This is a genomic window from Labilibaculum euxinicum (assembly GCF_963678175.1).
Classification (GTDB): Bacteria; Bacteroidota; Bacteroidia; order Bacteroidales; family Marinifilaceae; genus Labilibaculum; species Labilibaculum euxinus.
Genome location: NZ_OY782756.1, coordinates 2,961,023 through 2,984,631 on the forward strand (window position 1 = coordinate 2,961,023; position 23,609 = coordinate 2,984,631).

The 23,609-nt window shown below is 39.1% G+C and carries 17 protein-coding genes; 16 read left to right on the forward strand and 1 reads right to left on the reverse strand.

Annotated features, from left to right (window positions below; translation table 11 throughout):
• Positions 1-101 precede the first annotated feature (101 nt).
• Positions 102-806 carry a hypothetical protein gene (locus ACY0M5_RS11760; RefSeq protein WP_461629255.1) on the reverse strand — a complete coding sequence of 235 codons (705 nt, stop codon included), beginning with the start codon at positions 804-806 and terminating at the stop codon, positions 102-104.
• Between the two features lie 487 nt (positions 807-1,293).
• On the opposite strand from ACY0M5_RS11760, the gene ACY0M5_RS11765 reads away from it, so the two are divergent.
• The 16 genes from ACY0M5_RS11765 (at position 1,294) to ACY0M5_RS11840 (ending at position 23,598) form a co-directional block, all read left to right on the forward strand.
• Positions 1,294-2,508, forward strand: coding sequence for an outer membrane protein assembly factor BamB family protein (locus tag ACY0M5_RS11765; RefSeq protein WP_461629256.1), 1,215 nt, complete (start codon positions 1,294-1,296; stop codon positions 2,506-2,508).
• 25 nt (positions 2,509-2,533) lie between these two features.
• The gene (locus tag ACY0M5_RS11770) at positions 2,534-3,784 is read left to right on the forward strand and encodes an outer membrane protein assembly factor BamB family protein (protein ID WP_461629257.1); all 1,251 of its coding nucleotides are present in this window, start codon (positions 2,534-2,536) and stop codon (positions 3,782-3,784) included.
• A 27-nt stretch (positions 3,785-3,811) separates the two neighbouring features.
• Complete coding sequence (locus ACY0M5_RS11775) at positions 3,812-5,035, forward strand: outer membrane protein assembly factor BamB family protein (protein WP_124991527.1); 1,224 nt, start codon at positions 3,812-3,814, stop codon at positions 5,033-5,035.
• Between the two features lie 75 nt (positions 5,036-5,110).
• The gene (locus ACY0M5_RS11780) at positions 5,111-6,535 is read left to right on the forward strand and encodes an outer membrane protein assembly factor BamB family protein (RefSeq protein ID WP_461629258.1); all 1,425 of its coding nucleotides are present in this window, start codon (positions 5,111-5,113) and stop codon (positions 6,533-6,535) included.
• An 11-nt stretch (positions 6,536-6,546) separates the two neighbouring features.
• Positions 6,547-7,509 carry an NHL repeat-containing protein gene (locus tag ACY0M5_RS11785; RefSeq protein WP_461629259.1) on the forward strand — a complete coding sequence of 321 codons (963 nt, stop codon included), beginning with the start codon at positions 6,547-6,549 and terminating at the stop codon, positions 7,507-7,509.
• Between the two features lie 3 nt (positions 7,510-7,512).
• Positions 7,513-7,719: a hypothetical protein gene (locus ACY0M5_RS11790; protein WP_124991530.1), complete on the forward strand. Its 207-nt coding sequence runs from the start codon at positions 7,513-7,515 to the stop codon at positions 7,717-7,719.
• A gap of 12 nt (positions 7,720-7,731) precedes the next feature.
• The gene (locus ACY0M5_RS11795) at positions 7,732-8,301 is read left to right on the forward strand and encodes a ferredoxin (RefSeq protein ID WP_124991531.1); all 570 of its coding nucleotides are present in this window, start codon (positions 7,732-7,734) and stop codon (positions 8,299-8,301) included.
• Between the two features lie 9 nt (positions 8,302-8,310).
• A complete protein-coding gene (locus ACY0M5_RS11800; RefSeq protein WP_461629260.1) occupies positions 8,311-9,576 on the forward strand; it encodes a 4Fe-4S binding protein in 1,266 nt (421 codons plus the stop codon).
• A gap of 161 nt (positions 9,577-9,737) precedes the next feature.
• The gene (locus ACY0M5_RS11805) at positions 9,738-11,621 is read left to right on the forward strand and encodes an outer membrane protein assembly factor BamB family protein (protein ID WP_461629261.1); all 1,884 of its coding nucleotides are present in this window, start codon (positions 9,738-9,740) and stop codon (positions 11,619-11,621) included.
• A 2-nt stretch (positions 11,622-11,623) separates the two neighbouring features.
• The gene (locus ACY0M5_RS11810) at positions 11,624-13,966 is read left to right on the forward strand and encodes an NAD(P)H-dependent oxidoreductase subunit E (protein WP_461629262.1); all 2,343 of its coding nucleotides are present in this window, start codon (positions 11,624-11,626) and stop codon (positions 13,964-13,966) included.
• A gap of 210 nt (positions 13,967-14,176) precedes the next feature.
• Positions 14,177-15,724: a 2Fe-2S iron-sulfur cluster-binding protein gene (locus ACY0M5_RS11815; protein WP_461629263.1), complete on the forward strand. Its 1,548-nt coding sequence runs from the start codon at positions 14,177-14,179 to the stop codon at positions 15,722-15,724.
• A gap of 200 nt (positions 15,725-15,924) precedes the next feature.
• Positions 15,925-17,091 (forward strand): outer membrane protein assembly factor BamB family protein, encoded by a 1,167-nt coding sequence (locus ACY0M5_RS11820; RefSeq protein WP_124991536.1) that lies wholly within the window; start codon positions 15,925-15,927, stop codon positions 17,089-17,091.
• A 232-nt stretch (positions 17,092-17,323) separates the two neighbouring features.
• Entirely contained in the window at positions 17,324-18,022 is a 699-nt protein-coding gene (locus ACY0M5_RS11825) for an ABC transporter ATP-binding protein (protein WP_124991537.1), read from the forward strand.
• A gap of 60 nt (positions 18,023-18,082) precedes the next feature.
• Complete coding sequence (locus tag ACY0M5_RS11830; RefSeq protein ID WP_461629264.1) at positions 18,083-21,376, forward strand: ABC transporter permease; 3,294 nt, start codon at positions 18,083-18,085, stop codon at positions 21,374-21,376.
• Between the two features lie 29 nt (positions 21,377-21,405).
• Positions 21,406-22,626, forward strand: coding sequence for a PQQ-binding-like beta-propeller repeat protein (locus ACY0M5_RS11835; RefSeq protein WP_124991539.1), 1,221 nt, complete (start codon positions 21,406-21,408; stop codon positions 22,624-22,626).
• Positions 22,627-22,704: 78 nt separating this feature from the next.
• On the forward strand, positions 22,705-23,598 hold the full coding sequence (locus ACY0M5_RS11840; RefSeq protein WP_461629265.1) for an ATP-binding protein: 894 nt from the start codon (positions 22,705-22,707) through the stop codon (positions 23,596-23,598).
• Positions 23,599-23,609: the final 11 nt, after the last annotated feature.

A 23,609-nucleotide genomic window follows, 5' to 3' on the forward strand; every position in this document is an offset into this window, starting at 1 on the left:
TAAATAGTTGTATGTAGTTAAAAGAAAGTGTTTAACTAAATTTATGTAGAAAATAAATGTAAAACAATATATAAACATATTTATTTCATTCGTATTGTTATTTATTTTCTTTCTGTGTTCTGAATTTTAGCTTCTTCCATAATTACATCATAAGTATAGCCAGCTCCAAAATCTTTGTCCAATGCAATTGTTCCTGACACCTCAATAATTTGCCCAATAGAAACAACATCCTTACAAGTAATTGTAAGATCAAAATTGCCCTCAAAATCGGAACCGTCCTGAATGTGTATCCAGTTCTTACCCATAATGTTTTGATTGAATTTGGTAACCTTTCCTTTCACAGATATCTGCTTACCCGAAAATTCATCCTTTTTTGAGAAGAGCTCAGAAATACTTGTTATTCCTTTCGTCTTTTCTATTGAAACTTCAATTCTTTTAGCCTTTTGTTTCTTCATCGAAGAGGCTTGCATCGGCATATTGTTTTCAATAGGTGTGTCAGAAATGGTGTTTAAGAAATAAATAACAGGAAAGTCGCGGTTTAATTCTTTGCTGTGAAAATTTTTCATTTCCAATGCGCCTTTATAATAATATGCTTTGCCAACTTCTATTGGTCGTTGACCAACGGCCAGCCATAAATCATTATTCCCGTTTATATAGGTATAACCACCAGCATTAAATGTTTCTTTTACCAAAACTTTACTAACTCCAAGAGGGAGAGTAGCTTCTTGATTTTCAGTTTTTTTAGATTGACATGCAAATGAAAAAATTGCAAGTCCTAAAATCATCAGTAATATTGATCTTTTCATGTAGCTTTTGTATTAGTGTATGTTTTAAAGATAATAGAAATCAAATAGAAAAATAAGGAATTATACAGTTGTCTATTTATTTTGATTTTAAAGAGGCGTTAAAAAGTTGTTAAACGTCCCTTGTTTTTGGTTGTTTGAATAATTTAATTGCGTTATTCCATCCGAATTTATTTATTTGATTTAGTTTATTTTACAGTAAACGTACTGTAAATTAAAAGAGACCTGTGAGTCTTTAAAGTTCGCATTTGAACAGTGATTGTTCGTAAGCGTACGTTTTTTTATAAATCTAAATAACTATGGATTTAACACTTTTTTGATGTTAAGCGATTTGGTTCTTCTGGCATGAAAAGTGTTGCATATTATGTCTTGTTTTTATTTAGACCTGAAATAGATTTAAGTTGAAGTGCTATGTTAATTTCTAAAACAATAGAATAGCCTGTATCTTTAGAAAGTTAGAATGTAATTTAATATTGAATAAACGTTTATAATGAAAAACTATTTTGTACTACTCGTATTGTTAATTGTTGTCAGTACTTCTTTTGCTCAGGAAAATGCTCAATGGAGAGGCGTGAACCGTGATGGAATCTATCAGGAAGCCGGATTGATGCAGGAATGGCCGGTTGATGGACCCGAATTAATATGGCATATTGAAGGTTTAGGTGAGGGACACTCTTCAGCAGCAGTAACTAAAGATGCTGTTTATATAGGGGGTACAGAACTTGAAAATGGTTTTGTAATTGCATTGGATCATTCTGGCAAAGAGCTTTGGAAGCAGGTTTATGGTAAAGAATGGATGGATTCTTATAACGGTGTGCGCACAAGTCCAATGGTTTATGATGGTATCGTTTATGTGATGAGTGGTTTGGGAAAAATTACAGCCATGAGTGCTGCTGATGGAAACATTCTATGGTCGAAAAATATACTAACGGATTTTGGTTCTGAAAATACCCGTTGGGGAATAACAGAGAATCTTGTTGCAGATGGAGATAAATTATATTGTACTCCGGGAGGTTCAGAAGTTAGTATGGTTGCTTTAGATCGAAAATCGGGCCAGCTGATTTGGAAAGCGAAAGGAAATGGTGAGAAATCAGCTTATTGTTCTCCTGCGCTAATAAAGCTGGCAAACCGCAATTTATTGGTGACTCATACAAGTAATTCAATAATTGGAGTTGATGCTGAAACCGGTACTTTACTTTGGTCGTTCGATCATCCTAATAAATATTCAATTCATCCAAATACTCCTTTGTATAAAGATGGCTATCTGTTTTGTTATAGTGGATATGGTAAAGGAGGAGTAATGCTTGAACTCGGTGAAGATGGAGGGAGTGTAAAAGAGGTTTGGCGAAATGAGTTGATGGATAATCAGATGGGAGGAGCTGTTCTGATTGATGGTAAGATATATGGTTCCGGTCATACTAATCGTGAATGGTTTTGTTTGGATTGGAAAACTGGTGAAGTATTGCATTCAGCTAAAATGTTAAGTAACGGGAACGTAGTTTATTCTGATGGCAAATTGTATTGTTACGGCGATAGCGGAGAAGTTGCTCTTGTTGATGTTAGCAATGGAAATTTTGAAAAAGTGAGTTCGTTTCGGGTTCCTTTTGGTGAAAAACAACATTGGGCTCATTTAGTGATTAATAATAAAAGACTATATGTTCGTCATGGAAGTTCCTTGATGGTCTATTCAATTAAAGCAAACTAAGAACAATACAAAACCTATCAAACTTATGAATCGACTACTACTTGTCAGTATTGCATTATTAAGTGTTCTGACTCAGTGCAAAACAGAAATACAAAAAAGCGAATGGCGCGGCCCAAATAGATCTGGTGTTTATGCAGAAACTGGATTGCTAAAGGAATGGCCGGAGGAAGGTCCTAAAATGCTTTGGCATCTGGATAGTATTCCTACAGGTTATTCTTCAGCTGCAATCGCTCACAATACTGTTTACCTTACCGGATTAAAGGACTCTATGGATTACTTGGTGGCCATTAATATGGAAGGAAAATTAAAATGGCAAATTCCTTATGGCCGTGGATGGGATGCATCATTTGTAGATTCCCGTTGTACTCCTACTATTGAGGATGAAAGAATTTATCTGTCGAGCGGAAGAGGGGATTTAGCCTGTGTAAATGCTCTTTCCGGAGAGCTGATTTGGCAGAAAAAGGCCAATGAAATATTTGAAGGAGAGTGCGGGGAATGGGGAATTTCTGAATCATTGCTCCTATACAAGGATTTGGTTTTTTATACTCCTTGCGGAAAAAAAACAACGATGATTGCGTTGAATAAAATGACCGGAGAAACCGTTTGGGAATCGAAAAGTTTAGATGATAAATCCGCCTATGTTTCTCCTCTTTTAATTGATAGAAATGGCAAGAAACAAATCGTAACTGTAACCGAAAACAATGCAATAGGCGTTAATCCCGAAAATGGAAATATTGATTGGCAATTCGATTACGGCAGTTATGCCGCCGGAGAATGGAAAGCCAATATCAATACCAATACTCCATTGTACAAAAACGGAAAAATATTTATAACCAATGGTTACGATCATCATTCAGTAATGCTGGATTTAAATGAAGAAGCCTCTGAGGTTGAACTTTCGTATGTAGATTCATTATTGGATGTTCATCATGGAGGAGCTGTTCTGCTGGATGGTTATATATACGGTGCAAATTGGATCAATAATAGAAACGGATATTGGGTTTGCATGGAATGGGAAACAGGTAAGAAAATGTATGAGACTGAGTGGGAAAATAAAGGTTCAATCATTTCGGCAGAAGGAATGCTTTATTGCTATGATGAGAAAGATGGTAATGTAGCCTTGGTAAAGGCAGACCCGAAAGAATTTAAAGTAATAAGTTCGTTTAAAGTACCATATGGAAAAGGTCCTTATTGGGCTCATATGGTAATTAATAATGGCGTATTATATGTTCGTCACGCCACAGCGATAATGGCCTATTCGATTAAAGCAAACTAAGATGTTGTGAAACCTAACCCAAATCCCATGAAACTAATAAATATTTTTTTTGTCGCGTTTAGTTCTTTATTGCTAGTTCAGTGTAAGAATGCAGCTCAGCAAAGCGAATGGCGCGGTCCGCATAGAAATGGAATTTATTCAGAAACCAATCTGCTTAAAGTTTGGCCGGAAAATGGACCTGATATTTTGTGGAAGTTTGAGGATTTAGGATTAGGTTATTCTTCCGCGGCTGTTACAGATGAAAAAGTATATACTACAGGAACCATCGATAGTATGAGCTATATTTTCTCTTTCGATTTAAGTGGTAATTTAATCTGGAAAAAGGAATATGGTAAAGAATGGTCAGAGAATTTCCCTGGTGGACGTTCAACACCTCAGATTTATGATGGAAAAGGATATTTACTGACCGGATTAGGAAAACTCATCTGCTTTGATGCAGAAAAGGGTGATTTTATTTGGTGCAAGAACTTATTTCGTGATTTCGACGGGCAAAACGTTTTTTATGGAATTACTGAGAATTTGTTAATTGATGGCGACAAGTTAATTTGTACGCCAGGTGGTGTTGACGCAAATGTAATTGCATTGCACAAAGATACCGGTGATCTTATCTGGAAGAGTGCAGGAGTGGGTGAGAAAAGTGCTTATTGTTCTCCTTTGATAATCACGTATAAAGAAAAAAAATACTTGATTACCAATACTGCGAAGTCATTGATATCCATCGATCCGGATAATGGCAAATTAATGTGGAGTTATGAATTAAAGTATCCTCATGGTATTCATGGTAATACGCCGATTTATAAGGATGGCTATGTATTTACTATGAATGGTTGGGGATTTGGAAGCGTAATGCTAAAGATAAAAGATGACGGACAAGCGGTAGAAGAGGTTTGGACAAGTGGCTTATTCGATTTAGAGCATGGCGGTGCTGTTTTGATTGATGAGAATTTATTTGGAACAGATTATACGACGAAGAGTTTTTCTTGTGTTGATATGAAAACCGGTGAGGTGAAGAAAACGGTGAAAGATCTGGCTCCTGGTACCGTGATTGCTGCCGATGGTATGATTTATTGTTACGCTTATTCTGGTGAATTGGCTTTAATTCAACCTATGGCGAATGGTTTTGAGGTAGTGAGTCGTTTCCATGTTCCGGGGATGAAGAGGGATCATATTGCTCATCCTGTTATTAAAGATGGGAAGATGTATATTAGATATGCCAATGGAATGTATGTGTATTCAATAGCGAATACCTGATACCTAAAGGCGTAATTTACTTTGACAGATGTTGATGGAATCTGCAAAAAAAACAAATTGATATTATAATTGAATATGCTGTCGAAAAGAAGCGAAAAAGGATTAATTCTCTTGTCTGTTGTTGTAGCAGGTATATTGTTTGTGTATTGGTTGGCTTACAATCCTGTAAAGGATATTCATGCAAGTATCCCGGGAATGGATAATCGTCCCGAACAAACGGAATCTTCTGAAAGAATTTTGATAGGAGAAGGATTTGATCTTTATTCTGAATATTCTTCAGATTTAACTGGGAAATGGACTCAATTTCGGGGAGCAAATTCTGATAATATTTCAACTGATAATACGAAGCTAATTAGTAATTGGGGAACCGGGCCCAAAATAGACTGGCAGGTTGAGTTGGGGGAAGGACATGCTGCGCCCGTTGTGTATAATGGAAAGGTTTATGTTCTCGATTACGACGAAGTGAAAAAAGCGGATGCCTTGCGTTGTTTTTCTCTGGAAACGGGAGCGGAGCTTTGGCGCAGATGGTACAGGGTTCATATCAAACGAAATCACGGAATGTCGAGAACGGTTCCGGCAATTAACGATAAATATATTGTTACAATGGGGCCGCGTTGTCATGTTATGTGCACCGATCCTAATTCGGGCGAATTTCTTTGGGGACTTGATCTGGTAAAAGAATATATGGCAGAGATACCATTTTGGTATACAGGACAGTGTCCTATTCTTGATAACAATGTTGTTATTCTCGCTCCTGGTGGAAAATCATTGCTAATTGCAGTTGATTGTGCCACAGGAAAGGTGCTTTGGGAAACTCCAAATCCAGATAACTGGCAAATGTCTCATTCATCGGTTATGCCGATGACTTTAGATGGGAAAAAAATGTGGGTTTATGCGGCTGTTGGAGGAATTGTTGGAGTATCTGGTGAAGGGGATGATATTGGACAAATTCTGTGGAAAACAAAAGATTTTTCTCCGTCCGTAGTTGCTCCATCGCCTGTTGTACTGAAAAACGGCAAAATATTCATGACTGCTGGTTATGGTGCAGGATCCATTCTATTTCAGGTTAAAAAGAGTGGAAATCTATATGAAGTGGCTGCGCTTCAAAAATTCAAGCCGAAAGACGGTGTTGCATCTGAGCAGCAAACACCTATTGTTTACAAAGATCGTATGTTCGCGATCTTACCTAAGGATGCCGGAGGAATGAGAAATCGGTTTGTTTGTTGTGATCCAAATGATTGCACTAAAATTTTATGGACAAGTGGAACGAATGATCGTTTTGGCTTGGGGCCTTATATTATTGCTGATGGTAAGTTCTTTATTCTGAAAGATGATGGAACTTTAACTATCGCCAAAGCAAGCACTGAAAAGTTTGAACTGTTGGATAAAACAAAAGTTATAGATGGGCACGATGCATGGGGACCTTTGGTTGTTACCGATGGAAGATTATTGATGCGGGATTCCAAGCATCTTTTGTGTATTGATGTTAGAGCAAATTAAATAGATCGACAATGAAAAATAAATTGATATTATGGCTTTTGGTAGTTTTACTACTTGTTGTTGTTGCTTTTATGGCAAAAGATCTTTTTATAAGTGAAAATAAGCCACAGGAAAATGTTTATGAATATGATTTGAAAGAATTACGAAAGGTTGATTCATCAAAAATTAGTCATAAAGAAGTAAAACAAATTAAGATTCAGGCCAACGGGCTTCATGGGATTGCAGTTGATAGCAAAGATCAGATTTATGTGAGTACCGATGAAAATATATTGGTTTTAGATTCAGATGGAAAACAAATCAATTCATTAAAAGTGAAAGGTAATGCCCGATGCCTAACGGTAGCGGAAAATGGAAATATTTTGGTTGGTCTGGGCAATCGTGTCGATATCAGAAAACCGGATGGAAGTTTGCGAAACAGTTTTATAGTTGCAGGTGAAAAAGCATTCATTACTTCAATTGCCATTGATGAAGACAATGTTTACGTAGCTGATGCAGGACAAAAGATTGTACATCATTACAATATTGAGGGAGAGGAAATAAACGAAATTGGTGGAAAAAATCCAGAGGCAGGAATCAAAGGCTTTGTAATTCCAAGTCCGTATTTTGATTTATTGATGGGCAGACAAGGCGAACTTTGGGTTGTAAATCCGGGCAGACATGCTTTCGAAGCCTACGATTCCAGCGGAGAGCAAATTTCCTCATGGGAACGAACTTCTATGAGTTTGGAAGGTTTTAGCGGTTGTTGCAATCCTTCTAATGCTGCAATGCTTTCTGACGGTTCATTTGTAACGGCAGAGAAAGGGCTGGAAAGAGTTAAAATTCATTTGCCTTCCGGTGATTTTAAATCGGTTGTTGCGGCTCCTGAATTATTTGAAGAAGGAACAGTCGGTATTGACCTTGCAGTTGATTCTAAGGATAGGATTCTGGTTTTGGATCCTGTACAGAAAATGATACGAATATTTGAAGCAAAATAAACGATGATCAACAGAAGAGAATTTTTAAGAAATGGATTCAGAGGCTTGCTTTTAGGAGGTTTGGCTGTGATGAGCGGAACTCTGATTCTTCGAAATTACGGAGGTGAAGAAGCTTCATGCGATTTTGATTTTCTATGCAAAGGCTGCAATAAACTAAGTGCTTGCCGACTTCCGGAGGGGGTAAAGTTTAGAACGAAGCTTTCAAAATAATTTGATTGAACAATGATGGAAAATAAGAAGAATCGAAGAGACTTTCTCAATACATGTTTTCGTTTTGCAGCGGGAGCTAGTATTGTGGGTGTTGCAGGAGTTTTGGCGGCAAAAAGCCAAAAAGGAGATTTTCTTTGGCAGTTAGATCCTGCAAAATGCACGCAATGCGGACGTTGTGCTACTAGTTGTGTGGTGACACCTTCGGCAGTGAAATGCATTCATGTTTACGATATGTGTGGCTATTGTGATTTGTGTGGAGGATATTTTCGTCCAAATGTAAAGAATTTATCAACCGGCGCCGAAAATCAGCTTTGTCCTACCGGAGCAATCAAACGATCTTATGTGGAAGATCCGTTTTTCAAATATGAAATTATTGATGAGCTGTGTATTGGTTGTGGAAAATGTGTGAAGGGCTGTGGTGCATTTGGAAACGGTTCATTGCAGCTTCAGGTTAGTCACGATCTTTGTGTGAATTGCAATCAGTGCGCCATTGCCAGAGATTGTCCTTCTGATGCATTTTCAAGAGTGCCAATTGAGCAAGCCTATAAGTTTGCCGGTTTTAAAACAAATAAAAAAATATAATCGATCACAATGAAGAAAAGCTTAGCCTTTATCTCTTTACTGATATTTTTTGTAGGAATGGAATTTGCAGCCTTTTCACAACAGCAGCGTTTCCCTAAACCCGAATTTGAATCAGGTTACACACAGCCGGTTACATCAATGCCGGTACCACGTGATGGAATGTTCGCTTTATTGGATGTATTGGTGTTAATTGCAGCTCTTAGCCTGATTACCTGGTTTATCTTAAAGAAAAGATCGAGAACCGGAGTCGTTGCAGTATCCATTTTTTCCATTTTATATTTTGGTTTTTTCAGGGAAGGATGTGTCTGTTCTGTGGGTTCCGTTCAGAATGTTGTTCTGGCCTTATTCAATCCTGGTTATCACATTCCTTTATCTGCTTTGGCATTTTTTGTGATTCCTTTAATTTATACATTGTTTTTCGGCAGAACATTTTGTGCCGGTGTTTGTCCGCTCGGAGCAGTGCAAGATGTCTTTTTGATGCGTCCTGTGACTTTAAAAAAGTGGTTGCAGAAAGTATTGGGTTTGATTCCATTCATCTATTTGGGATTATCTGTTTTATATGCAGCTACAGCAACCGATTTTATCATTTGCAGGTACGATCCTTTTGTAGGAATTTTCAGATTCAATGCAACATTTTTCATGTTTGCCATCGGAGCAGCTTTTCTACTAATCAGCATTTTTATAGCAAGACCTTATTGTCGGTTTTTCTGTCCATATGGTGTTATTTTGAATTTAGTAAGCAGAGTTTCCAAAAATCATTTGACCATAACACCTTCCAATTGCATTCAGTGCAAACTTTGTGAGAATTCATGTCCTTTGGATGCCATCAACAAACCTGTTGAGGTGAAACAAATGGAAGACAAGAGATCTGCTACGCGAAGATTTATTCTATTAAGTTTAATTATTCCTGCATTAATGATTGTTGGCGGATGGACAGGTGCAAATTTTCATGAAAATCTGGCAAAAGTGAACTCGAAAGTTCGTTTGGCAGACGAAATGCTTCATTTCGATTCTAAAACCATGAAAGAAAGTCTGGAAATTGAAGGATTCAGAACTTCAGGAAAACCAGTTGAGCAATTGTATTTGGAAGCTTCGAATATTGTAAAACAGTTTTATTACGGCGGTTGGATTCTCGGTGCTTTTATCGGTTTGGTTATTGGTTTGGCCTTATCCGGATTGTCAACTTACCGATATAGAGAAGATTATACGCCTGACAAAGGTGACTGTGTGAGTTGTGCACGCTGTTTGAAATACTGTCCTGTGGAAAAGGATTAACCCAAAGTAAAAACAAAGGATAGCACTAAGTAGCACAAAGGAAAAAGAAGAATTTTAAAGATTTAATAATAAAATGCGAATAAGAAGTTCAAAAATACTTTGTGTCCCTTTATGAAGTACTTGGAGTTCTTTGTGGTAAAACTTTTTTTGTGGTAAAAGATATGACAAACAAATTTAAAATAAATCGTACCAACCAATCCCTGTGGAAAGGCATTGCAATGGTGGCGGGAACTTTCTCCTTCGTAATTTGCATGTTGGTTTTAGTAAATTACATTCAGATTAATAGAATTGATCCGGTAAATACCGAAGTGATTAACAGCTTGGTTGATCGCCTGAATGATAATCCTAATGATGATCAACTGCGGGAGCAAATCCGTGAAATGGATTTGTTGGTTCGTAAAGCCTATTTCACAAATCAGTGGCAGGTAAAAGCCGGAGGATATTTATTTCTGTTTGGCATTATTGTTACAGCCATTGCTTTGCAGTTATTTTATGCAGGCAAGCGACAGTTACCTCAGATATCTGAAGAGGAGGAGGAAAATATCATTTTATTTCGCGAAAAAGCCAGAAAATGGATTGTGGTTGGTGGTTTTGGAATGGTCGGAATCACTATGATATTTGCGTTTTTAACACATAAAGAGTTAGGAAATCAATTTACTGAAGCCGCTAAAATTGCCAAAGCTGAAAAAACGGAAAATACACAATCAGATGTTCCGGTTGTTGAGGTTGTTGGAAAAGAAGAGATCGCTGGATCCGTTGTGGTTGAAGAAAAAGTTGCAGAAGAGTTTAAGGAAGAGACTCCAAAAGAGGAAACTCTGGTTTTGGTTGCTAAGAAGGAAGAAGTCGCCGTTGAAAAAGCGAAAACCAATTCATACAAAGGAACATATCCAACGAAAGAGATGATGGCAAACTTTCCATCTTTTCGCGGACCCGGAGGAAATGCAATTGCTTATCAAAAGAATATCCCAAATGAGTGGGATGGAGCAAGTGGAAAAAATATCTTGTGGAAACAGCCTGTTCCTATTCATGCTTATAATTCACCTGTAATTTGGGGAAACAAATTGTTCCTTTCCGGTGCAAATGCAACAAGTCGTGAAGTTTATTGCTACGATAGAAACAACGGTAAATTACTTTGGACAGCTAAAGCGGATCAAATTCCAGGATCCCCGGCAAATCCACCGGAAGTTACTCCGGATACGGGTCATGCGGCATCGACGGTAACTACGGATGGAAATTCGGTTTTTGCCGTATTCTCAAATGGTGATCTGATTGCAGTAGATATGGGTGGGAAAAGGCAGTGGGCTAAGAATTTAGGTGTCCCTGATAATCATTACGGACATTCATCTTCTTTGATTGTTTTTGAGGACAAGCTGATTGTTCAGTACGATCAGAAAAAAAACTCGAAAGTAATGGCTTTGTCAACCTCAAATGGAGAAGAAGTCTGGAGCACAGTGCGTAAGGTAAGAGTTTCGTGGTCATCTCCTGTGATTGTAAATAACGGAGGACAAGTTGAGGTAATACTTGCGGCTGATCCTTGCATTGCTTCTTACGATGCGCAAACAGGAAAGGAATTGTGGAAAATAGACTGTATTACCGGTGAGGTTGGCCCTTCGGTTGCTTATGCAAACGGAATTGTTTTTGCCTTAAACGAATACGCAAGTTTGGTGGCAATAAAACCGGGAGAAAAGCCTGAAATACTTTGGGAGGCATATGATTATCTTTCCGATGTTCCGAGTCCGGTTGCTTACAACGATTTATTGTTTGTGGTGACCAGTTACGGTGCGGTTGCATGTTACAATGCAAAAGCGGGAGAAATTCTTTGGGAAAAGGAGTTTGACGCAGGATTTTATGCATCACCAATTTTAGCCGATGGCAAAATATATCTGATGGATCGAAAAGGAGTAATGCACATTTTTAAGGCAGAGAAGGAATATGTGGAGCTTGCAACATCATCCTTGGGAGAAAAATCTGATGCATCGCCAGCTTTCGCAGATGGCAGAGTGTACATTCGTGGAGAGAAAAATCTTTATTGCATAGGGAAATAGATATGGAGAAGATGATCGATTTTGTAGATGGAGTTGTTGCTGATATTGGGAAAGAGCCGGATAAGGTAATTCCCATTTTGCAGGCAATTCAGGGGAAATTTAACTATTTACCCGAATCTGCTTTGAAAAGAGTTTGTGAAATTACAACCATTACAGAAGCTCAAATCACCGGGATTTCAACTTTCTACTCGCAGTTTCGTCATCAGCCGGTGGGGAAACACATTATTCGGGTTTGTGTTGGTACAGCCTGCCATGTAAAAGGGGCAAAGCAGGTATACGATGGTTTTCGCCGTGAATTGGGATTGGAAAAAGGCATAGATACCGATGCTCAGAAACTTTTTACGGTAGAGGAAGTTGCCTGCTTGGGTTGTTGTACACTCGCACCGGTGGTTCAGATTGATGCGGTTACTTACGGTCATGTTGAAACGGGTAAAGTAGCTGAAATTATAGAGGATTTTAAAAATCTGGGACCAAGCGAAGAAAAAATTGTGAGAGAAGTGACTGAAGACGGGATCTCTCAGGGTGAAATTCGAATTGGACTGGGATCATGCTGTATTGCAAGTGGTAGTTCCGGAGTGAAAGAGGAACTGGAAAAGACATTGGCTGAGAATAAGATTAAAGTAGATGTGAAACAAGTTGGTTGTGTTGGTGTTTGCAATCAGGTTCCCATGATGGAAATTCATAAAAATGGGGAAGCAGCAACCTACTATACAAAAATCAATGCAAATGAAGTCGGCGAAATCATAGAGAAGCACTTTCGCTCGGAGAATTGGATGAGTCGTTTCAAAAACCGCTTTTACAATTACGCTGAGAACTTTACTTTTTCAGATATCCCTAAAAGTTCGAACCGATACAATTCGAATGAAGAGCATACGCCAATTGCAGAGTTCCTGAAAGGACAGGTAAACATTGCAACCGAATTCCGGGGAGAAATAAAACCTTCAGATTTCGAAGAATACTTGACCAAACATGGTTTCGAAGCCTTTAAGAAATGCCTGAATGAGCTTTCTGCTGATGAGATTATTTCGGAAATTGAAAAAAGCGGACTAAAAGGTCGCGGAGGAGCTGGTTTTCCTTCTGCTATCAAATGGAAAATGGTTCAGAACGCAAAGTCTGATCAAAAATACATCATCTGTAATGGTGATGAGGGAGATCCGGGTGCATTTATGGATCGAATGCTGCTGGAATCTTATCCGTTCCGAATTATTGAAGGAATATTAATTGGTGCTTACGCTGTTGGAGCAACCGAAGGCAGACTTTACATACGGGCAGAATATCCGCTTGCAGTAAAGCGGATTAAGGAAGGCTTGAAAATCTGCAAAAGCAGAGGATTGTTGGGGGAAAATATTTTAGGTTCTGATTTTTCTTTTGAATTGAAAGTGTTTGAGGGAGCAGGAGCTTTTGTTTGTGGTGAAGAAACTGCTTTAATTGCATCGATTGAAGGCAAAAGGGGAATTCCGCAGTTACGGCCACCTTATCCGGCAGAAAAAGGATTATGGGATCAACCTACTTTGATCAACAATACGGAGACTTTCTCTTTGATTCCATACATCATTCGAAATGGTGCGGAAGCATTCAGTAAAATTGGAACAGAAAAAAGTAAGGGGACTAAAGTGTTTGCCTTAGCTGGTAAAATAAATCGAGGAGGATTGATTGAAGTTCCTATGGGTATTACGATCAGGCAGATTGTAGAAGAAATTGGCGGAGGCATTGCCAACGGAAAGCAATTTAAGGCGGTTCAGATTGGAGGTCCATCGGGTGGCTGTATTCCTGCTTCCATGTCTGATACGGCAATCGACTTTGATTCTTTGAAAGAAGTGGGTGCCATGATGGGTTCCGGAGGATTAATCGTTTTGGATGAATCGGATTGCATGGTTGATATTGCTCACTATTTCCTATCCTTTACTCAGGAGGAATCTTGCGGGCGATGCACATTCTGTAGAATTGGCACACAGCGGATGTTGGAAATCCTGCAAAAGATAAAGACAGGAAAAGGAAAAATGAGCGATTTGGATTTGCTCGAACAGCTGGCAATAAATACTCAAAAAGGAAGTATTTGTGGATTGGGAAGAACAGCTCCAAATCCGGTATTATCGACCTTAAAGTATTTCCGGCATGAATATGAAGCACACATTAACGGCAAATGCTCGTCTGGCAAATGCGAAGAGCTAATTCGCTACGAAATAAACGACAATTGCACAGGTTGCACAAAATGTGCGCAGCGTTGTCCCGTAGATGCAATCAAAGCAAAACCTTACGAATTGCACGAGGTGGACAATGAATTGTGCATTAAATGCGATATCTGTAAACAAATTTGTCCGGTAGATGCCGTTGAAATTAAATAATGAGTAAATGAGGTGTACAGTTAAGAACTACAGTTTTTTTTAGAATCTTATATCTCACATCTCTAATCTCAAAATAAAGACCTGACAGCGTTCGAAGATCCTGTCAGCGTCTTATTGATGAATGAGAAAATTAAATATAGTTAATGAGTGAATAAGGATTGAGTGCATGACAAATGAATTCTCTCATCTCTTATCTCAAATCTAAATATAATGCCAAAACTAACGATAGACAATATAGCCATCAATGTTCCCGAAGGAACAACTGTTCTGCAAGCAGCGCAATCAGTAGGAATTGAGATTCCCAGTATGTGCTATTTGGAGGGATGCAGCAATCATCCTACCTGCATGGTTTGTATGGTGCGAAACAACAAGAATCAGCAAATGCTGCCTTCCTGTGCTACCATTGCAACCGAAGGAATGGATTTGGCCAGCGATGATGCTGAAGTATTTGAAGCACGCAAGGAGGCAATTGAATTGTTGTTGAGCGATCATGTTGGCGATTGCGAGGCACCTTGCCGTGTGGCTTGTCCGGCCTATATGGACATTCCGAAAATGAACAGATTCATTGCTGCGGGTAAATTTGATGAGGCTTTAAAGATTGTAAAAGAGGAAATTGCCCTTCCGGGGATTTTAGGACACATTTGTTCTGCGCCTTGCGAGAAAGTCTGCCGGCGTAAGGATGTCGATCAGGCAGTTTCCATTTGCCTGTTGAAGCGAATTTCGGCAGATGAAGAGGAGTCTTTCTATTTTCCGGATAAGAAAGAAGCAAGTGGTAAAAAGGCAGCAGTTATTGGTTCCGGTCCGGCCGGATTATCGGCAGCCTATCATTTGGTAAAAGATGGACATACCTGCGAGCTATTCGAGAAAGAAAACCGCTTGGGAGGAAGTTTGCTTGAAGCGATCGAAAAAGGGGACTTGTCTGAAGATATCCTGACAAGGGAAATAGAAATACTGAAACAATTTGGCGTGGTTTTTCACATCGGCAAAAAAATTGAAAAAGAGAACTGGGAACAGATCAAATCCGGTTTTGACGCTGTAATTCTGGCAACAGGAAGTGGTCTTGAAAATGGGGAGGAATTAGGCTTAAAATTAGCGAAGGCTGGCTTGTGGGCAGACAGCAACGCGTTCGCTACCGATCAGCCGGGAATTTTTGCCACAGGCAGTGCAATCCGTACTCAAAAAATGGCAGTGAAAGCGGTGGCAATGGGAAAAGAAACAGCATGGTCGGTGGATGAGTTTTTGCGAAATGGAGAAGGAAAAGCAACAAAGCGGGCATTCAATTCACGACTTGGAACGTTGCGAAAAGAAGAGTTGAGTGAGTATTTGAAAGAGTCCGTTTCGGGTGATCGTGTAGAGGCAAAATCCGAAAAGGGATTTACAAAAGAGGAAGCCATGCAGGAAGCTGCCAGATGTTTGCATTGCGATTGCCGCAAATTGGACAATTGTAAGCTTCGTGTTTGTGCAGACATACACGATGCCGATCGCAGAAGATTTTCATTCGGCGAGCGAAACAATGTGGTGAAATATTGCAATCATGAGAGTATTATTTACGAGCCCGAAAAGTGCATTAAGTGCGGACTTTGCATCGAAATTGCGGGCAAACATAAGGAAGAAACAGGGTTGACCAATATCGGACGGGGTTTTACCGTTAAAGTATCGGTACCTTTTAATCAAGATATTAATAAAGCATTGACTGTTGCAGCAAAAGAGTGTGCAGAGGCTTGTCCTACGGGAGCTATATCGCTTCGCTCTAATTAGGAATTAATAGTTAAAACCTCACCCTTAATCCCTATCCTCGAGGAGAAGGGGCCGGGGGATGAGGTCAGAAACAATAATGAATTAGGAATTAAAAAGTAAGCAGGGTATTTCGACATGAAGTCCGGAGATCTTGTTTTAATTAAAGGAAAGACCTGACAGCGAACCTGTCAGAGTATTACAAATAGGAGAAGAAATTAAAAATGAAGAAATTTTCACATCTCATATCTTATATCTCACATCTTGTCAATCGACAAGCCAAAAGGATATTATTCCTGCTGGTTTTGATTATTTGTGTATCAATTTCATCTTATAGTCAAAACAAACACAATTGGCTGTCATTTCGTGGCAATTCAAGCCTTTGCGGGATAACAGAAGCCAATGTGCCCAAAGCTCCCAAATTATTATGGAGCTTCAAAACAGGAGATGCTGTTAAATCATCACCCATTATCAGTAATGGAAATATATTTGTAGGTTCTAATGATGGGAAATTGTACGCAATTTCAAAAACCGGCCAACTGAAATGGAAGTTCGATGCCAAAACATCCGTGGAAGCATCGCCATTGTATCTGGATGGAAACGTGTATTTTGGCTCTCTGGAAGGAATTTTCTATTGTTTGAATGCAACAACCGGTGAGTTGAAATGGAAATATGCGACCGATGGTCAAATATCAGGATCTGCTGCTTGGTTCTACGATAAATCGAGAAAACAGAAGAAGATTTTATTCGGAAGCTACGACTTTAACCTGCATTGTGTTGATGCAAAATCAGGCAAACTGCAATGGAAGTATGAATCTGATAATTACATCAACGGAGCCGCTTCCTGCAATGGTGAAATTGCCGTGTTTGGCGGTTGCGATGGTTTTCTTCATCAAGTGGATGTGAAAACAGGGAAGGCAAAAAATAAATTGGATATTGCCACTTATATTGCTTCATCTGTAGCTTTGGATGGAAATCAGGCGTATTTCGGAGATACCGATGGAGAATTTTTCTGTGTGGATTACGCTAAAAATCAGGTGAAATGGAAGAAAGAAGGAGCGGTTTCCTATTTGGCTTCTCCATCGGTATCTGCCAATCAGGTAATTATTGGCGCTGAAAACAGACAGGTTTACTGTTTCGATAAAGAAAACGGGAACATTCAGTGGCAGTTCAAAACCAAAAATAAAATTGAAGCATCGCCTGTAATTGCTGGTAATTCGGTAGTTATTGGTTCGGGAGATGGAAGAATATATGTATTGAATCGGAGAACCGGTCAGCAAATCTGGTCCTACGAAATCGGCAGAGCCATTGTTGGAACGCCTGCTGTGGTGGAAGGGATGATTGTTGTTGCCTGCATGGATGGAAGCATTTATGCTTTTGGTGAAAAATAAAAAAGCGCTGAAAGCCCTGAGAAGAGAGGGCACTTATGCGAAGGGCGACCATTTTATGCGAAGGGAGCCTTACTTTATTTGAAGGAAAACGATTTTATACTGATGGGAAGTAAAATACATCGAAGGACAAGTTGATTTCAACGAAGCAGGAACTGCATAGAACGAAAAAATGCTGAATAGTAGAGCAAAGATTGATATTTTAAGATCTGATTACAATAGAAAGAAATAGATTATGATTGTAGAACTAAAGAACATCACCAAATATTACCAAAACGTTGGCAGTACTGAGAAAAGAATCATATTGGATGATCTTTCTCTGGCTATCGAAAAGGGAGAATCCATCGCCATTGTTGGTCCATCCGGCTCGGGTAAAAGTACATTGCTGAATGTGATTAGTTCTTTGGATACAGCCAATTCTGGCAATGTGATTTTCGACGGGGAAGATTTATCGAAGAAAAATGAGAAGGAATTGGCCAACTTTCGCAATCAGAATCTGGGTTTTGTTTTTCAGTCGCATCACTTGCTGCCTCAGTTGAATCTGATTGAAAATGTATTGCTTCCATTTATCCCTGTAAAGGATAAAAAGCAGAAGCAGGAAGCTGAAAAAAGGGCCTTGGAGCTCTTGAATTTTGTTGGATTATCAGAATTGATTTACCAGCGTCCGGGACAAATGTCGGGCGGAGAGTGTCAGCGCACAGCAGTGGTTCGTGCCTTAATTCATCAGCCAAATCTGCTTCTTGCCGATGAACCAACCGGTTCGCTGGATAAAAAAGCGGCAGAACAATTGGGCGATTTATTGGTTAGCATTAACGAAAAGCAAGGGGTTTCTGTAGTTATTGTCACTCACTCAATGGATTTGGCCAAAAAGATGAAGAAGATTTACCAGTTGGAAGATGGAAAATTAAAACAATTAAAAATTGGCAATGAATAATACAAGATGAAGTTCATTAAAGACAACAATTATTCATTCTTAATTACTAATTGATATTACATGAATATCTTTAAATACATCACCAAAAGTCTCTGGTACTTCAGAAAGCAGCATTTCGCAGTCTTTTTGGGGACAATTGTGAGTACAGCAGTACTTACAGGAGCATTAATTATTGGTGATTCGGTAAAATACAGTTTGCACGATCTGGTCAACCTACGTTTGGGGCAGGTGGAATATGCCATGCCTGCAGGCGATCGGTATGTTCGTGCCGAATTGGCAAAAGAGATTCAGGCAGACTTAAATGGGAATGTAGCTGCTCTTTTGCAGGTGAAAGGAATTGCAATTCAACCAGAAAAACAGACTCGTACGAACAATATTCAGGCCTATGGGGTTGATCAGGAATTTTGGAAATTCTCTTCTGCTGAGCAAATTGACTTGAAAGACGGGGAAGTAGCTGTTAGTTTGAATCTGGCGGATAAAATGAGCCTGAAAATTGGTGATGAATTTCTGTTACGGGTTGAAAAGGGGAGTTTGATTCCCGCCAATGCTCCTTTTGTTTCTGATGAAGATCAGTCAATCGCTTTGCGGATAAAGGTAAAAACCATTGCTGGAAATCAGGAATTGGGTCGGTTTAGCCTAAAAAACAATCAGGTTGCACCATACAATGTTTTTCTTTCCAGAGATTATCTGTCCAAAGAAATGGAATTGGAAGGACGGGCAAATCTATTACTGGCAAGTTCTGCGAGCGAATCTTTGCTCACTTTTAGTGATTTAGAAGCTAGTTTAGTGCAGAATTGGAACATCGAAGATGCTGGTCTTGAAATCCGCTCTGTTAAAGGAAAAGATCAGTTGGAATTGATTTCTGATCGTGTGTTTATCGATACTCCAATTTCAGATGGAATAGAGAAAATCGCTGTTAATCAGCAAACTCTTCTCACTTATTTTGTGAACCGAATCAGCTGTAAGGATAAAGAAACACCTTACTCGTTTGTGTCAGCCATCAATGGTGATTCACGCTTGTCGAATCTGTCTGATGGGGAAATGATTATTAATCAGTGGTTGGCTGATGATTTGGGCGCTAAAGTAGGAGATACCATATCACTGAATTACTTTGTGATAGGAGCCTTGAGAGCCCTTGAAGAGCAAACACAGACATTTGTAGTTAAGGAAATTTTGCTTTTGGATAGTGATTTGCTGGATCAAGACATGATGCCATCCTTTCCGGGACTATCAGATGCAGGTAGCTGTAACGAATGGGAAGCCGGTGTTCCTGTTGATTTTTCAAAAATCCGTCCGAAAGATGAAGACTACTGGAAGCACTACAAGGGAACTCCTAAAGCTTTCATTTCTCAGAAAAAAGCAGTTGAATTGTGGAGCAATAAATATGGAAAATATACTGCTTTCCGATTTAATGAAAAGGAATTGAGTCAGAACGATTTAGAGAAACTCATGCTTTCGGTGATGAATCCTAACTTGCTTAATTTGAGTTTTGTATCTGTTCGTGATGCTGGTGTTTCGGCAGCAAATAATATGGTCGATTTTGGAGAGTTATTCCTAAGTCTTAGCTTTTTCATCATATTTGCAGGAGTCCTTTTAACCATCCTAATTTATTCTTTAAATCTCGATAGCAGAAGTCAGGAAAATGGGATTCTCCTGAGTTTGGGCTTCCCTAAATCTCAAATACTGCGAATTAGAGTCTACGAATCATTAGTGACCTTAGTTGTTGGAGGATTGGTTGGTGTTTTAGGCGGTGTTTTATACAATCAGCTGCTATTAAAAGCTTTAAATTCGGTGTGGACTGATGTGGTTCGTACCAACATGCTGAATGTTCATCTGCGCGGAACGACATTGTTTACAGGTTTTGCAATTGGCTTGGTGGTGGCTATGCTTTGTATTTGGTGGCTTACACGTAAAAAGCTAAAGAAAACAGCAAGCAATTTAATTCAGAATACAACCGATGAAAATATCTCTGCTAAAGGCAGTCGTATTTCAAAATTGATCGCATTGATCTCTATTCTTGGTGCTGCAGCTATAATTACGTATGCATTTGCATCCTCTTTGGATCAAAATGCCGAATTATTGCTGTCTGCAGGAGGTCTCTTTATGATTGGAGCTTGTGCTTTTGTTCACATGTATCTGCAAAAATTGAGTTCAACCAGAAGTAGTAAAACACCTTCTTTATTGCAGCTGGCAATAAAGAACAGTGCACGCAACCGCAGGAGGAGTTTGGCAAGTGTAGCATTATTGGCTCTGGGTACATTCTCTGTTCTGATTACAGGAGCCAACCGCAAAACATTCTTAAATACCGAAAATTCGGACAAATCGGGTACAGGTGGCTATGAATATTGGATAGAAAGCACGATGCCTGTTTTATTTGATCTGAATACTGCAGAAGGACTTGAGAAAGCCGGATTTTGGGATGGTGATATCGATTCTACCACACAATTTGTACAGTTCAGAGCCTTGGAAGGTGATGATGCCAGTTGTTTGAATTTAAATCAGGTGCAGAAACCCAGAATATTGGGATTTGATCCTATGCTTTTTGATAAAAAGGATGCTTTTTCATTCGCGGCACTTGCAGCGAATGTGGATTCAGAGCATCCATGGCAGGCCTTGAATAAAGATTTAGGAGAAAATGTGATTCCTGCTTATGCCGATCAGACAGTTATTGTTTGGGGCTTAAAAAGAGCAGTTGGCGATACTTTGATCTATCAAAACGAATTCGGAAAAGACATCAAACTGGTACTTATGGGAGGTTTGAACAATTCCATCTTTCAGGGTAACATCTTAATATCTGATAATCAGTTTCAAAAACATTTTCCGTCAATTAGTGGGTCAAAAATATTACTGATTGATTCACAGAATGATAAGGATGATCAATTGATGCGAAAGTTTGAAAATAATCTTCAGGATTTGGGCGTTTCAGGAATGAAAACTTCTGATCGTTTAGCTGCCTTTTATTCGGTTGAAAACACCTACTTAAGCATGTTCATGTTTTTGGGAGGCTTGGGAGTAATCATCGGAACCATAGGCTTGGGAATTGTATTAATGCGAAACATTTTAGAGCGCAAAAAAGAATTGGCTCTTCTTTCTGCAATCGGTTATCAGCAAAAGAGTCTTTTTAAACTGTTGTTTTACGAGAATCTGTTTTTATTGCTTGCCGGATTGGCTTGTGGATTAGGCGCGGCACTAATTGGTGTGCTTCCATCACTGTTATCTCCGTCATTTCATATGCCGGTAGGATATATCCTGACATTGCTGTTCGGTATTTTAATCAGTGGATTGATCTGGATTTGGATTCCTGCGCGACAAATTAAAAAATACAATATCGTTGAATCATTAAAGAATGAATAAAACTAAACTATCATACAAAAACTATCCAAATGAAAAATTTAAGCATTTTATTAATTGCAGTACTTTTTTTTGCTTGCAATTCGAAATCGAAAAAAGTGAGCGAATGGAGAGGTGAGAACCGTTCAGGAATTTATAACGAAACTAATTTATTGAAAGAATGGCCTGCTGAAGGTCCGGAGTTGCTTTGGGCTATTGATAGTATTGGCAATGGCTATGGTTCACCGGTAATTTGTGAGAATACAATATATTTAAATGGTGAAATTGATAGCCTTGCTTATCTGATATCTCTTGATTTGCAGGGAAATATACTTTGGAAAACTGAATTTGGAACAGATTGGATGGAAAACTTTATTGGAAGTCGTTCAGCTCCAACCGTGGTTGATGATTTGGTATATGTAGCCTCAGGAATGGGTGATATTGCTTGTATTCATGCTGAATCAGGTGAATTGAAGTGGAAAGTGAATATGTTGGAAAAATATGAAGGCAAGAATACTCGTTTTGGATATTCTCAATCTTTATTGGTAGATGGCGATTTGGTATTTGCTGCACCTGGTGGAGCCGAAAACAATATTATTGCCTTAAATAGATTTACCGGCGAGATGGCATGGACTAACCCTGGAGTTGGTGAGATTTCTGCTTACTGTTCTCCATTATTATTGGAATTTCCATCTCGGAAAGTTTTGGTAACTTTCTCAGACAATGCTTTAATGGGTATCGAATCGCAAACAGGAAAACTATTGTGGACAGAACTGCAGGATACGCTTTGCGATATCAATGGAAACACACCAATTTTTGAAGATGGTTACCTGTATTACGTTACCGGATGTGGTAATGGAACCGTAAAAATGAAAGTTTCTGAAGACGGAAGTCAAATCACGGAAGTGTGGCGAAATAAGGAATTGGATAACATTATGGGGGGTGCTGTAAAATTAAATGGCAAAATCATCGCATCAGGTCATCGCAAGAAGGTTTGGAAAAGTGTAGATGCTGAGACCGGAGAGACTCGGGATACATTAAGTTTTGGTCGTGGATCTACCATTGCTGCTGATGGAATGTTGTACTGTTACAACGAAAGAGGTCAGGTTGGCTTGGTAAAGGTAACACCTGAAAGTATGGAGTTGGTAAGTAAATTTAAAGTGACCAAAGGAACCAAAGAGCATTTTGCCCAGCCGGTAATCAACAACGGAGTTTTGTACATCCGTCATGGAGACGCTCTGTTGGCATATGATATTAAGGCAATTAGCAATTAACAGGTTCTTCATTAAAAGGTAAATTAGTAAGCAGCTATTAGGTTGGTAAACTAATTACATGTACTAAATACGAATAAAATGAGCAAACAAATATTTATTTGCGGGTGCGAGAAGGATGGAAAGATCGAAAAATCTTCGGTTCAGAAGTTGATTAGCACTCTGGAAGATAGGAATATAGCTTATACCTATATCGAGGACATGTGTGGTACGATTTTGAAGAACCCGGATGATTTGGAAAGTTTGTACAATGCAAAAGATGCTATTGTTTTTGGTTGTCAGACTCGTGCGATGAAACATTTAGTGGACAATTCAGGACGAAAAGCAGATGGAAATGGCACAGAGTATCATCATGTGGAGGAAGAAGGCAGGGATGAGCTTATTTCAGCATTGGAATCGAACACCGGAGCACCTTTAAAAATAAAGTATTCTGATTCTTGGAAACCATGGTATCCGGTAATTGATTACGAGCGTTGCAACGGATGCCGCAAATGCCTGAACTTTTGTTTGTTTAGTGTGTATTCTGTTGAGGATGACGGAACTGTTGTGGTTTCAGCTTCGGCGAATTGTAAGGATATGTGTCCTGCCTGTGCCCGTGTTTGTCCTCAGAATGCAATTATTTTCCCAAAGCACGCCGAAAGTCCAATAGATGGTGGCGAAGGTGATGGTACCGAAAATGAAAAGACAGATATTCTGGAACAAATTCAGAACGATGATGTTTATTCTGTTTTAAGTGCCCGCAGAAAGAATTTTCAGGTTTCCTTACTGAAAAAAGATCAGTTCAAAATGGCGGAAGAGGAGCGCCGGGCTTGCTGCAGTGGAGCTGATAAAAAAGAGGAAGAAAAGAAAGCTGAAAAATGTGACTGCGATTGCAATTGTAAGGATGATTCGGAAAGTAAATGCGATTGCAAAGATGGTGATTCGAATTCATCTTGTGAATGCAAAGACGGTAATTCAAAATCGGGCTGTTGTTAGTTCTCCAATCT